A 12,597-nucleotide genomic window follows, 5' to 3' on the forward strand; every position below is an offset into this window, starting at 1 on the left:
GAATGAATGATTCGGTAAACAAGCGGGTCAAAATAAAGTCGTCAAAAAAGCCCCACCAGGCAGTGGGGCAAGGCAGAAAGAAACTGTCAGTCAAACCGTTTACTGAAAGGCAGGCATTACCTTTTCGATGAACAACTGCAGGGACTTTTTCTTCTCCTCAAAACTTAAACTGTTATCAGCCCAGTAGCTGTACTGGCTTACCCCCAGCGACTCGTAGTATTTCAAACGCGCGATGACCTCGTCCGGGGTGCCCACAGCCAGATTGTTACGCAATGCCGACGGGCTGAAGCTCTCGCCGAGATCTTCGGTGCTCAAGCGGTTTACAAACCCATTGTCTGGGGTCTGTGTGTTTTTCGCCCAGGCCATGAACATGGCATACCAGTGGTGCAGAGCGTCTGTACCCGCTTGCAACTCCTGCTCATTTTCGCCGACGAACGTATGGCGAAGCAGCATGATATCGGGACGACTCACCTGCGGATTGTTCGCAATCGCGTCATTGAATTTGTGCATAAGATCCTGAACTTCTTCATCATCTTTTTGCAGCGGAGTCACCATGACATTGCAGCCGGCGCTGACGGCAAAATTGTGCGAATCCGGATCCCGGGCAGCAATCCACATTGGCGGATGCGGCTGCTGAAGCGGCTTAGGCACGCTGGTCGTGGTTGGGAACTGGAACAGCTCACCGTCATGGGCATAATCACCCGCCCATAACTTCTGCAGCGCAGGCACCATTTCACGCAGGTATTTGCCGCCATCTGCAGATGGCATACCATTCATGACCCGATCAAATTCTGCCTGATACGCGCCACGGGCAATCCCGAATTCCAGGCGTCCGTTACACATGATATCGGCCAGCGCCGCTTCACCAGCCAGCTTCACCGGATGCCAGAACGGAGCGATAAACGTTCCTGCGCCTAAGCGGATAGTGCTCGTTTTATCCGCCAGATAAGCAATGAAATTAAGCGGGTTCGGGGCAATGGTAAACTCCATAGCATGGTGTTCACCAATCCAGGCCATTTCAAAACCACCTTGCTCAGCAATTTGCACAAGCTCCGTCAGTTCAGCCAGTGACTGCTGGTGAGTTTTGCTCTCATCGTAGCGTTCCATGTGAAGGAATAAGGAGAATTTCATGTCAAGTTTCCTTTCTTGTCGTTTTGTTTGCTTGGGCTTGTCTTGTGATTGATAGCCCGCCATTGGATTGCCCTGATCACTTAGAAAGTGCCGGGGCGGGCTTAAATTTGTTCACTTTGGGTGCCGGGTCTTGGCTTGGTGATGCCTGGTATTCAGTGCTGGTATACAAATCTTTCATCAGGCAATACCCCATGACGATCAATACCAGGGAAAAAGGGAGTGCCGCGGCGATTGAAGCAGCCTGAAGCCCTTGTAAACCGCCAGCCATCAACAGAATACCGGCTACCACACCTAAACCTGCTCCCCATACCACGCGCATGCGAATTGGCGGATGGTCATCACCCATCGACAGAATGGTGCAAATCACCAGCGTGGCCGAATCAGCGGAAGTAACGAACCAGGAGATAATCATCAAGGTTGCCAGCGCAGCCATTGGCCAAGTCAGCCAGTGCACATTAATGGCTTCGATGGTGCTGTACAGAACCATGGTCAGGTTTTCATTCACGACATCAGTCAGACCACCCACGCCATGCAGTTCGATAAAGCTGGCTGTCCCGCCCATAATAGTGATCCAGGTGAAGGCACCCAGGGTGCTGCTCACGATGCCGCCCAGCATCAGTTCGCGGATGGTGCGCCCTTTTGAAATACGGGCAATGAAAATCCCCACATATGGGCCCCAGCTCAGCCACCATGCCCAGTAGAAAATCGTCCACCAGCCCTGCCACTGACGTTCAGGTTGAGGATCAACCCACAGCGACATGGATACGAAGTTCGCCAGGTAATCCCCCAAGTTGGTAAAGAATGCGCCAAATAAGTACGCCGTTGGACCGGCAATCACAAAGAACAGAAACAGGATTGAGCTGATGCGCACATTCCACTGGCTGAGCAGCTTAATGCCTTTTTGCAGACCGGAGACCGCAGAGAACGTAGCGACCGAACCCACCACGACAATCAGAATCAGCTGATTTACGGAGTTAATCTCGATACCGAACAGGTAGTTAAGCCCGGCGTTCATTTGAGAAACCCCCAGCCCCAGGGTTGTCGCCGTACCAAACAAAGTGCTGAAAATAGCCAGTAGATCAACAGCATGCCCAATTGGCCCGTAAATACGTTTGCCAAGAATGGGGTATAACGCAGAACGGATGGTCAGCGGCAACCCTTTACGGTACGCAAAATAAGCGAGAATCAACCCGACCAGTACATAGACGCTCCAGGCGTTGAATCCCCAGTGAAAAATGGTGATTCGCATGGCGATTTGCGCAGCTTCCTGCGTTCCAGGTGCAACCTGCGCCATTTCAGCAAAGGGATTCCCCTGAAGATAAGTCAGTGGCTCAGCGATGCTCCAGAACATCAGCCCCGTCCCCACGGCCGCACTGAACAGCATGGCAAACCAGGTGAAGTTATTGAATTCCGGGCGATCGGTATCTTTTCCTAACCGGACATCCCCGAATTTACTGAAAGTTACCCAGACCGAAAAAACAAAAATAACGGCAACGGCGGCAATGTAATACCAGCCAAAGTTAGCGGTAATCCACTGCTTAACCCCGTTGTAGACCGTGTTTGCCAGATCGATCTGCAGAACGGAAAAAAGCACAAATGCTGACACCATAGCCAGAGAGGCTATGGTCATGGTCTGGTTAACCCCTCGAAATATCCCTTTCCTGTTAACCATGTTGTTATTGGAAATCATGCCGGATTGCTCCATATCACGCTGTTAATTGTGCCTTAGCCGAACTGCAGTAACCCTGTGGCCACTTCAACTTTGGACACCCCTTGTTATCTCACCAGCATCTGCGGTGAATATTTTAATGTGTTTCTTGGTATACCATAACACCAAAAAACCATGCTTCAAGGCATACAATTAACAAACACTTAACACACACGAACCTATCAAATTATTGTTTTTATTAAGATTAATTTAAATAACAATAATAAAAACGAACACTTCAACAGATTATCTTTTTTAACATTCTGTGATCATTGATCACTTTTTGATAATTTAGTAAATATCTTAAGATACAGAACATAACGATATAAATAATTGATTTTTAATCATAAAATGTAAATCAACATCAACCAGAGCCGCAGTTTATGGTTTAATAACGCTTTCTTTTTGACCCCTAAGTTTGGTATACCATAATACAACAAGCGGGAGCAGGTTCTCGCAATGACCTAACCAAAGAGGAAAACGGCAATGGCTTTTAACATCAGAAAGGTGTGCACCTATATCGAAGAAACCCATATCGAAGGCGGTAAAGCTGGGGAAAAACCGATCAGAATGGCTGGCGTTGCCGTCGTTATTGAAAACCCTTGGCACGGAAAAGGATTTGTTGAAAACCTGCGTCCGGAAATCATTGATGGCTGTTCAGAACTGGGGGCCTTGATTGTCGATAAGTTATGCGCCGTCATGGGCGGCAGTGAAAACATTGAGGCCTATGGCAAAGCGGCAGTTGTCGGCGTTGAGGGTGAGATTGAACACGCATCAGCGGTCATCCACACCCTGCGTTTTGGCAACCACTATCGCGAAGCTGTGAATGCCAAAAGCTACCTGAGCTTTACCAACAAACGCGGCTCGGCGGGAACGTCCATCCAGATTCCGATGATGCACAAAGATGACGAAGGCATGCGCTCTCACTACATCACCCTGGAAATGAAGATCGAAGATGCACCGGCAGCAAATGAAATTGTGGTGGTGCTGGGTGCATCTGACGGCGGCCGCGTGCATCCCCGAATTGGCAACCGATACATTGACCTTGAAGAGCTGGCACAAGAAAAAGCCGCTCGTGAACAGCAATAAGGATGCCTATGGAAAGCATGAAATTAGTTGATGGAACCAGCTACTTTTCATGTGGAGATGGCGACACCGTTATCTTCATACATGGTGTAGGACTGGATAAATCCATGTGGGGCGGTCAGATCGCCGGGCTGAAACAGCACTTTCATCTGATTGGGTACGACATGCTCGGACACGGTGACAGCCCGGAGCCACCCGACGCTGCCTGTATTGAGGATTATGCCGATCAACTGGAACGCCTGATCAGTACTCTGGCATTGAACAAGCCTGTCACTGTGGTGGGCTTTTCGATGGGCGGGCTGGTCGCCAGAGCTTTTGCCCTGAAATACCCCCACCGTATCGACAGAATGGTGATTTTAAACAGCGTCTTTGACCGTACCGAGCAACAACGGAATAACGTGTTGTCCCGCTGTGACGAAGTGAAAGCAAAAGGGCCGGGTGCCAACGTTGAGGCTGCGATTGAGCGCTGGTTCAGCAAAGAGTACCGCGGCGCTAGCCCGGCACAGGTTGCCGCCTTTAAAAAGCGCATTATCACTAACAGCCCGACGGGTTACTTACAGACCTATCAGTTATTCGGACAACATGATAATTATGGACGTGAGCGTCTTAAATCACTGCATATTCCAGTGTTGGTTGCCACCGGGGAACAAGATGTCGGTTCGACACCCCGTATGGCAAAAATGCTGGCCAGTTATCTGCCAAACGCAGACGTTGTGATTTTAGATGGTCAGCGACACATGATGCCTGTGGAATCTCCACAGATGATCAACGACATGTTGATGTCGTTCTTAACCCGCCAGCGTGAGCAAGTGACACTACAGGAGGTCGTTCATGGCGCTTGAGAAATTTCAGATGCTGATCGACGGGCAATGGGTACCCGCTCAGAGCGGCAAGACCTTTGACAGCTACAACCCGGCCACTGAACAGCCGTGGGCTACCTTCCCGTTTGCTGATGAGCAGGATGTGGATCGTGCGGTTCAATCGGCGCATAACACTTTTCTGTCTGCGGCGTGGGCATTGACCACTGCGGCACAGCGCGGAAAACTGCTGCGCCGCCTGGGTGATCTTATTGCAGACAACACCTCGCAACTGGCCGAACTGGAAAGCCGTGATAACGGCAAGCTGATCCGAGAGACCCTTGCCCAGGTCCGTTACTTACCGGAGTTTTTCTATTACTTCGCCGGACTGGCTGACAAAACCGAAGGGGAAACGCTGGCACTGGATAAACCCGACATGTTCGCCTACACCGTTCGTGAACCGCTCGGGGTAATCGCCGGTATCATTCCCTGGAACTCACCGTTGTATCTGACCGCTATCAAGATCGCCCCGGCACTGGCAGCCGGGAACACTGTGGTACTCAAGCCATCAGAACACGCATCTGCCACCTTGCTGGAACTGGGACGTCTGGTAATGGAAGCCGGTTTCCCGGCAGGCGCTGTCAATGTGATCACCGGGTACGGCCTGCCGTGCGGCGACGCACTGACCCGTCACCCATTAGTACGCAAAGTGGCTTTCACCGGCGGCGGTGAAAGTGCCCGGCATGTGATTCGTAACTCTGCTGAAAACTACGCCAAACTCTCGCTGGAGCTGGGCGGGAAATCCCCCAATATCATTTTCAGTGATGCGGATATCGACAGTGCGGTCAACGGAGCCGTTGCCGGAATTTTCGCGGCCGCAGGGCAAAGCTGTGTGTCAGGCTCACGCCTGCTGGTACAGCAGGATATCTACGACGAGTTCGTCAGCAAGCTGACTGCCCGGGCGGAACGTATCGTCATCGGTGACCCGGCTCAGCCTGAGACGGAAATGGGGCCGATGGCCACGAAAGCACAGCTGGAAACCGTTGAGAAATACGTCGATATCGCGTTAACAGAAGGGGCTCGATTGAGAACCGGCGGTAAACGTGCCGATCTCGCCGCAGGCTGGTACTACACCCCAACCATTCTGGAATGCACCCGCCATAGCGACACTGTCGTGCAGGAAGAAATTTTCGGCCCCGTCGCCACCGTCATTCCGTTTGCCGATGAAGCCGAAGCACTGGCGCTGGCGAACGATACCCAATACGGTTTGGCCGCTGGAATCTGGACGCAGAATCTGGCCAAAGCACATCGCATGATCAAGGGGATTCGTTCAGGCATTGTGTGGGTCAATACCTATCGTGCCGTTTCGGCGGCCGCCCCGATTGGCGGTTATGGCCAGAGCGGCTATGGCCGGGAGTGTGGCAGCGATGCCATTAATGACTTTACCCAGCTCAAAACGGTGTGGATTAACACCTCATCCGAACCGATGGCTGACCCGTTTATTATGCGTTAAGAAGGGACTCAACATGTCTATTGAACAAGCGACCACCGCCGTTTCTCCGGATCTGTACAAAAATATCATGGGGCAATTCCCTACCGGCGTCACTGTCATCACCGCGTATAACGATCTGGGTGATGTCGTGGGCTTTACCGCCAGTGCGTTCAGCGCATTGTCGATGGACCCGGCCCTAGTGCTGGTTTGCCCTAGTTACAACTCAGATTCATACCCGGTGATCAAAGACACCCAAAAGTTTGCCATCCACATTCTGGCCGATGATCAACAAGCCATTGCCTACCAATTTGCCAAAAAAGGCATCGATAAGTCGCAAGGGCTCGACATCGAGAAGAGTGCCAATGGCCTGCCAGTCATTCAGGGGGCACTCGCGGTCATGGAATGCGAACTGTGGAATGACTATCCCGGCGGCGATCACGCCATTCTAGTCGGGCAGATTCTCCACGCCGAGCTGGCGGATACCAACACCGTGTCACCGCTGTTGTACTGTCGCAGCAAAATGGGATCGCTGCCTGAAATGGGCTAATTACTCAAGCACGTTGAAAAGGATGACCACCGTGAAACTACATGATTCAAGCTTGTTCCAGACACATTGCTACGTTGCCGGACAATGGGTAAATGCCGCCGATGGCGCCGCTCTGCCGGTCACGAATCCGGCCAACGGCGAGGTGATTGCGCACGTCCCTTCCCTTGGCGAATCTGAAACCCTGGCTGCAATCGAAGCCGCCGAACAAGCGCAGAAAGCCTGGAAAACGCTGACGGCGAAAGCTCGCTCGGCAGTGTTGAGAAACTGGTATCAGTTAATCCTCGATAACACCGATGATCTGGCCACGATCCTGACAACAGAGCAAGGTAAACCACTGGCCGAGGCCAAAGGCGAAATTGCTTATGCCGCCAGCTTTATTGAATGGTTTGCCGAAGAGGCCAAACGCACTTATGGCGAAGTCATTCCCAGCCACAAACCGGACGCACGCATCGTGGTTAGCCGTGAACCGATTGGCGTCGTTGGGGCAATTACGCCTTGGAACTTTCCTGCAGCAATGATCACCCGCAAATGCGGTCCGGCCTTTGCCGCAGGATGTGCTGTGGTGCTGAAACCAGCCCCGGAAACCCCATTGACGGCTTTGGCGCTGGCACTTCTGGCAGAACGGGCTGGCATTCCGGCCGGGCTGTTTAGTGTATTAACCGGAGATGCTGTCGCCATTGGTGGAGCCCTTACCCGTAGTAAAACGGTGAAGAAGATTTCATTCACCGGTTCAACCGCTATTGGCAAACTGCTAATGGAGCAATCAGCTCACTCCGTGAAAAAACTTTCACTAGAGCTGGGCGGAAACGCGCCGTTTATTGTGTTCGATGATGCCGATCTTGACGCTGCGATTGACGGTGTCATGGTAGCCAAATTCCGCAATGCCGGACAAACCTGCGTGTGCGCCAACCGCCTGTATGTCCACGATGCCGTCTACGACGCTTTTGTCGACAAGCTGATTGAGCGCGTGGCAGCCCTGAAAGTCGCCGACGGCTTCGAACCCGGTGCAACCATCGGGCCATTGATCAATGCCTCCGCGGTAGCAAAAGTACAAAGCCATATTGATGATGCATTGGCCAAAGGAGCAACCAAGCGCTTTGGACAGACCCCTCTTGCGGGATCAGGATTCTTTCCGCCACACATCCTGACCAATGTCACTGACGATATGCGCGTCGCACATGAGGAAACCTTTGGTCCGTTGGCTGCCATTTTCCGCTTTAGCTCAGATGATGAAGTCATCGCCCGTGCGAACAACACAGATTCCGGGCTGGCCGCTTACGCTTATACCCGTTCACTCAAACGGGCCTGGTATGTCAGTGAAGCACTGGAATCCGGCATGGTTGGGATTAACGAAGGGCTGATCTCCACGGAAGTCGCACCGTTCGGCGGAGTGAAAGAGTCTGGGTTAGGCCGCGAAGGGGCCCGTCAAGGCATTGAAGATTACCTTGAAACCAAATACGTGCTGATGGGTGGCCTGTAAGCGGCCCCCCAGAGATCCATTAAAAGTGATGCGATAAGAAGTAACGCAATAAGAAAAGGATGACCGCATGACAGATAAATTCGAACAAGGACTGGCCATTCGCCGTCAGGTACTTGGCGCCGACTATGTCGACAACGCCATCAACAATGCCACTGATTTCACCCGCCCGATGCAGGAGTTGGTAACAACTTACTGCTGGGGTGAAGTCTGGGGCCGAGATACATTACCGCTGAAAACCCGCAGCTTAATCAACCTGGCGATGATTACCGCCCTGAATCGTCCGCACGAGCTCAAGCTGCATGTTTGTGGAGCCCTGAATAACGGTTGCTCAGAAGAAGAAATTCGTGAAGTTCTGCTGCAAACGGCCATTTATTGTGGTGTGCCGGCTGCCATGGATGCATTCCGTACGGCCAAAGAAGTGATCGATAACTATGAACCTGCGGTAAGCGCTTAGTACCCGGCGGACTTACCATCATCAGGAGGATGTATGTTGCATAAAACAATCCGGTATTGCTCACAGTGTGGCGCTGACGCGATCAGGCAACAGCAGCCTCCTGGTGACACACATTTACGGCCGGTCTGCCAGCAGTGCGGCCATGTTATCTACCAAAACCCGACAGTCATTGCCGGTTGTATTATTGAGCACCAGGGGAAATTTCTGCTGGGACGACGAGCCATTGAACCAATGGCTGGCAAATGGAGCATTCCAGCAGGGTTTATGGAGAATGGCGAGACCGTTGAACAGGCCGCTGCCCGTGAAGTACTGGAAGAAACCGGGGCGAAAGTGGATCTCCTCAGCCCTTACTCTATTTTCAGCGTTCCTCAGATGAATCAGGTCTACATCATTTTCCGTGCGCGTTTTGACGGCTTTGTACAACCGTTTGGTGATGAAACCGCCGAGTTGGCCTTCATGGCAAAAGATGAGGTGCCCTGGCACCACCTGACCTATCCGGCCATCGGCCAGATTCTGAGTCGGTATATCCATGAAGAAAGCCACGGCCAGTTTGGCCTGTATATGGGTAATTTCGATGTGGGTTTGGTACACCCTTTTGGCACCGCGAACTCGTGTTTCAACTGAACACCACCCGAGATTAAACACGGCCAATGCCTAAACACCAGGCACTAAACACTAAGTACTAAACCCTGGGTACTAAACACTAGGCCAGGCACCAAAACGTAAGAAGGAAGACAACATGGCAATCAGCAGTATCGAAGCAATCATTGAAGATATTCGCCAAGGAAAAATGGTCATTTTGATGGACGATGAAGGGCGCGAGAATGAAGGTGATCTCGTCATGGCCGCCGAGTGTGTCACCCCCGCCCACATCAACTTTATGGCACGTAATGCCTGTGGCTTGATTTGCCTGACATTGACGCCAGAGCGCTGCGATCAGTTAGGTTTGCCTCTGATGGTGACCAACAGCACTGATCCACAAGGCACCGGCTTTACCATTACCATTGAAGCCGCATCGGGCGTCACAACCGGCATTTCAGCCGCTGACAGGGCACATACCATTCAGACCGCTGTTCGCCAGGATGCAATACCTTCCGATTTAACCCGGCCCGGGCACATTTTTCCTCTGCGGGCGAAGCCCGGCGGAGTCTTAGAGCGTGACGGTCATACCGAAGCAGGCTGCGATCTGGCACGTCTGGCTGGATACGAACCAGCCAGCGTCATCGTCGAAATCATGAATGAAGACGGAACCATGGCCAGACGCCCGGACCTCGAAATTTATGCACAAAAGCACGGCCTAAAGCTGGGGCTCATATCTGATCTAATTCAGTACCGCCTCAGCCTGGCTTCATGCCAGAACCATGAGCAGGAAACCGATCCAAAGCTGACTCGGGCACAAGCACAAATGCGTAAAGACACCATCGCCGCGTAATCCGCTCCGCCACTCCCGATATAACAGAATGTAGGTGCGGCTTCTCCCCTACATTCTGAACCCCCAGACGGCATCAATCAGCTTAATCATCAGCTCTTTAGACACGCCGTTATCATCTTTTTCCGGCAGATATTCCACCAAATCCATGCCGACAAATTTAGGATGGGCTGCCAGCGTATGCACCAGCGTCAGTGCTTCGCGGGCCGTTAAACCGCCGACATTCGGGGTGGCACAGGCCCGATAAATTGCACCGTCCAGGCTGTCGTAATCAAAGGAGACAAAAAAGCGGTCATAGTGAATTTCTAATTGCTCAACTAATGTGCTCAGCATCTGTCGGAAACCATGACGGTCGATGTATTCCATGTTGTAGTTAGTTATTCCGTGACGCTCAAGCAATGCGGCTTCATTTGGCATCAGATCCCTGACTCCAACGTAATAGACCGATTCAGGCTTCAGTAGGCTGTCCGACGCCACCTGCCAACCGTTGTAGCAGTACTCCCCCATCAGCATTGCCAACGGTTTTCCGTGAAGATTACTGGCCGGGCTATCATTGCAATCAGCATGGGCATCAATCCAGACCACCGCGACACTCTCGTTTCGCGGTTGGAAATAGTCCAGCGTCGCCTGCAGCGTACCGACAGTAATACTGTGATCGCCGCCAAGAATAATTGGCACTCTTCCCTGCTGATAGGTTGCCAAAACCTGCGGGTGTAGCAACTGACAATAGGCCGCCAGAGCCTGCTCCTTCTTGCCATCATGCAGATGTTGTCGAACCCGCGCATCAGGCAGCACGTCACCCATATCTCGGATATCACCGCCCCACCGCTGATTTCTGACCGCTATCCACTCAGTCAGCCCCAGCCAGCAGCGCTCATCTGGCTCCCGCAATGGCTGCACTGTATTGTTATCAGTCGGTACAAAACCCAACTGGTTAAACGGTGCGCCGATAATATCAAACGGCTTGCGTTCCGGTTTAGCTGTCGTCATGACTCTCCTCCTGCCCTTCGGGCTCCGGCAGAGCGGCTGCCAGCTTTTTCAGGTATTGCTTGGCAGCGTTGGCTTCTCCGCGACTGAGCCATTTCATGCAGGTTAGCAGTTCCCACATCAGCCCTTCGTCACCGTACGGATAGACCGGAAACGTTGCATGTTGCGGAGCGGGATCATCCGTCAACTTGCTGTTCACCACCCCCGCTTTATCAAACAGCACCACGCAAGGCTGGCTCAGAGAAATTGCTTCCGCCACATCGGCACAGTGAATCTCGGCGCTGGTAAGGTCTTCGAACAGGTATTTTCTGAAGCAGGCTTTATCGTTATGCTCCCCGATCAGTCGATAAAAAATGGCTTTTCCGGCTTCAAACGCAGCAAAATATGACGCCGTCTGGCGATGAAATCCGTTCCGAGTAAAAAACAGAATATCGGCATCGGACACCCGGTCTCCCGTCCCACCCGCCAGCGATCCCACCAGCACGCCAGCCAGCACATCCTCATGACAGGCAAAAACCTCGACCGAGGAAGCAACCAACTGCTGTTGATGCGGTAAATCTTTTAAAAGCTGCGTATCCCATTCCCTGTTCACCTTACTCTCCCTTTTCTTGTGTTCTTGTGTTCTTGTGCGGCTGATTCTTAAGCAATAATTCAGTGCTTTACTGGCGCAAGCGGTTTACCTCATCACCATAAAAGGATGAAAGATTCATTGTCTATAAAACATTCTCTCGCCTGAGACTCATTCGTCATTATTTTTAATCATTACCCATCATTTTATTTATCAATAATGTTTATTTTGTTCATAAAAACGGTTGTTTTTTCCGCGTTTCAGAAGAGATTTTTTTCCGGATTGCCAACCCGGATGACTTGGAGTAGTATCAATATTGTTATATCAATTTTGGTTTTGAGTTTTTTGAGTCAGGTAAATCCTATACCTGGCTTTTTTTATTGCGCGCTTTTTATTTGTTCAGTCTGAATCCCTTTAATTCAGGGGTTAAAATGCGCCTTGTTTGATAGGAGTAACCAATGAGTTTAAAACCAAATATTATTATTTCCTCTCTGGATGCCGAACGCCTGGATAACCTGCTGGAGTCAATGGCTAACAGTGATCTGCCAGGACTGGCGGATCTGGAAGATGAGCTGGATCGTGCGACGATTGTCGCCCCGGAAGAAGTTCCCCCAACAGTGGTGACCATGAACTCAACCGTGCGTTTTTCTGTTGCCTCATCCAAGGAAACCTTTTGTTATACATTGGTTTACCCAAGTGATGTGAAGAAAGACGCCAAAAACATCTCAATTCTGGCTCCCGTCGGCAGCGCCCTGCTGGGGATGTCGCAAGGGGATGAAATCGAATGGCCAAAACCGGGCGGCGGTATTTTAAAAGTGCGAATTGAAGAGATTGTTGATCAGCCTGAGCGTAATGGTGATTTCCAACGCTGACAGCCGGTTCAACTGACTTTTCTGATGCCTAGCAGACAGTGAGTTT

Annotated in this window: 12 protein-coding genes and 1 pseudogene; 9 read left to right on the forward strand and 4 right to left on the reverse strand. The window is 51.5% G+C overall.

The features are described 5' to 3' along the window. Positions 1–99: 99 nt before the first annotated feature. Together C9I92_RS06005 and C9I92_RS06010 are read right to left on the reverse strand one after the other, a co-directional pair. Positions 100–1,131, reverse strand: coding sequence for an LLM class flavin-dependent oxidoreductase (locus tag C9I92_RS06005; RefSeq protein ID WP_047885115.1), 1,032 nt, complete (start codon positions 1,129–1,131; stop codon positions 100–102). A gap of 76 nt (positions 1,132–1,207) precedes the next feature. Next, positions 1,208–2,821, reverse strand: a complete 1,614-nt coding sequence (locus tag C9I92_RS06010) for a BCCT family transporter (RefSeq protein ID WP_047885114.1) — start codon at positions 2,819–2,821, stop codon at positions 1,208–1,210. A gap of 504 nt (positions 2,822–3,325) precedes the next feature. On the opposite strand from C9I92_RS06010, the gene C9I92_RS06015 reads away from it, so the two are divergent. The 8 genes and pseudogenes from C9I92_RS06015 to ribB form a co-directional block, all read left to right on the forward strand. Next, positions 3,326–3,928, forward strand: coding sequence for an amino acid synthesis family protein (locus C9I92_RS06015; RefSeq protein WP_047885113.1), 603 nt, complete (start codon positions 3,326–3,328; stop codon positions 3,926–3,928). An 8-nt stretch (positions 3,929–3,936) separates the two neighbouring features. Further along, positions 3,937–4,767, forward strand: coding sequence for an alpha/beta fold hydrolase (locus C9I92_RS06020; protein ID WP_248827374.1), 831 nt, complete (start codon positions 3,937–3,939; stop codon positions 4,765–4,767). Next, positions 4,757–6,235 carry an aldehyde dehydrogenase gene (locus tag C9I92_RS06025; protein WP_047885111.1) on the forward strand — a complete coding sequence of 493 codons (1,479 nt, stop codon included), beginning with the start codon at positions 4,757–4,759 and terminating at the stop codon, positions 6,233–6,235. The genes C9I92_RS06020 and C9I92_RS06025 overlap by 11 nt, the downstream gene beginning before the upstream one ends. A gap of 13 nt (positions 6,236–6,248) precedes the next feature. After that, complete coding sequence (locus C9I92_RS06030; RefSeq protein WP_047885110.1) at positions 6,249–6,761, forward strand: flavin reductase family protein; 513 nt, start codon at positions 6,249–6,251, stop codon at positions 6,759–6,761. A gap of 22 nt (positions 6,762–6,783) precedes the next feature. Then, the gene (locus C9I92_RS06035) at positions 6,784–8,241 is read left to right on the forward strand and encodes an NAD-dependent succinate-semialdehyde dehydrogenase (protein WP_047885109.1); all 1,458 of its coding nucleotides are present in this window, start codon (positions 6,784–6,786) and stop codon (positions 8,239–8,241) included. Between the two features lie 67 nt (positions 8,242–8,308). Then, complete coding sequence (locus C9I92_RS06040; protein ID WP_047885108.1) at positions 8,309–8,695, forward strand: carboxymuconolactone decarboxylase family protein; 387 nt, start codon at positions 8,309–8,311, stop codon at positions 8,693–8,695. Positions 8,696–8,728: 33 nt separating this feature from the next. Beyond that, positions 8,729–9,319, forward strand: coding sequence for an NUDIX hydrolase (locus C9I92_RS06045; protein ID WP_047885107.1), 591 nt, complete (start codon positions 8,729–8,731; stop codon positions 9,317–9,319). A gap of 115 nt (positions 9,320–9,434) precedes the next feature. Continuing rightward, positions 9,435–10,031 (forward strand): annotated as a pseudogene (ribB, locus tag C9I92_RS06050) (3,4-dihydroxy-2-butanone-4-phosphate synthase); the annotation flags it as partial. 144 nt (positions 10,032–10,175) lie between these two features. Here the strand turns inward: ribB and C9I92_RS06055 are convergent. Next, positions 10,176–11,114, reverse strand: a complete 939-nt coding sequence (locus tag C9I92_RS06055; RefSeq protein ID WP_047885106.1) for an arginase family protein — start codon at positions 11,112–11,114, stop codon at positions 10,176–10,178. Beyond that, positions 11,101–11,703 (reverse strand): hypothetical protein, encoded by a 603-nt coding sequence (locus tag C9I92_RS06060; protein WP_047885105.1) that lies wholly within the window; start codon positions 11,701–11,703, stop codon positions 11,101–11,103. The genes C9I92_RS06055 and C9I92_RS06060 overlap by 14 nt, the downstream gene beginning before the upstream one ends. 434 nt (positions 11,704–12,137) lie before the next feature. Here C9I92_RS06060 and rnk point away from each other — a divergent pair, with 434 nt between their 5' ends. Further along, entirely contained in the window at positions 12,138–12,551 is a 414-nt protein-coding gene (rnk, locus tag C9I92_RS06065; RefSeq protein WP_047885104.1) for a nucleoside diphosphate kinase regulator, read from the forward strand. Positions 12,552–12,597: the final 46 nt, after the last annotated feature.

The organism is Photobacterium ganghwense (assembly GCF_003025595.1).
Lineage (GTDB): Bacteria > Pseudomonadota > Gammaproteobacteria > Enterobacterales > Vibrionaceae > Photobacterium > Photobacterium ganghwense.

Bases quoted from the DNA above. Each gene is read 5' to 3' on its own strand.
- C9I92_RS06005 (WP_047885115.1), bottom strand. From the start codon at position 1,131: ATGAAATTCTCCTTATTCCTTCACATGGAACGCTACGATGAGAGCAAA.
- C9I92_RS06035 (WP_047885109.1), top strand. From the start codon at position 6,784: ATGACCACCGTGAAACTACATGATTCAAGCTTGTTCCAGACACATTGC.
- C9I92_RS06010 (WP_047885114.1), bottom strand. From the start codon at position 2,821: ATGATTTCCAATAACAACATGGTTAACAGGAAAGGGATATTTCGAGGG.
- rnk (WP_047885104.1), top strand. From the start codon at position 12,138: ATGAGTTTAAAACCAAATATTATTATTTCCTCTCTGGATGCCGAACGC.
- C9I92_RS06055 (WP_047885106.1), bottom strand. From the start codon at position 11,114: ATGACGACAGCTAAACCGGAACGCAAGCCGTTTGATATTATCGGCGCA.
- C9I92_RS06040 (WP_047885108.1), top strand. From the start codon at position 8,309: ATGACAGATAAATTCGAACAAGGACTGGCCATTCGCCGTCAGGTACTT.
- C9I92_RS06020 (WP_248827374.1), top strand. From the start codon at position 3,937: ATGGAAAGCATGAAATTAGTTGATGGAACCAGCTACTTTTCATGTGGA.
- C9I92_RS06030 (WP_047885110.1), top strand. From the start codon at position 6,249: ATGTCTATTGAACAAGCGACCACCGCCGTTTCTCCGGATCTGTACAAA.
- C9I92_RS06045 (WP_047885107.1), top strand. From the start codon at position 8,729: ATGTTGCATAAAACAATCCGGTATTGCTCACAGTGTGGCGCTGACGCG.
- C9I92_RS06025 (WP_047885111.1), top strand. From the start codon at position 4,757: ATGGCGCTTGAGAAATTTCAGATGCTGATCGACGGGCAATGGGTACCC.
- C9I92_RS06015 (WP_047885113.1), top strand. From the start codon at position 3,326: ATGGCTTTTAACATCAGAAAGGTGTGCACCTATATCGAAGAAACCCAT.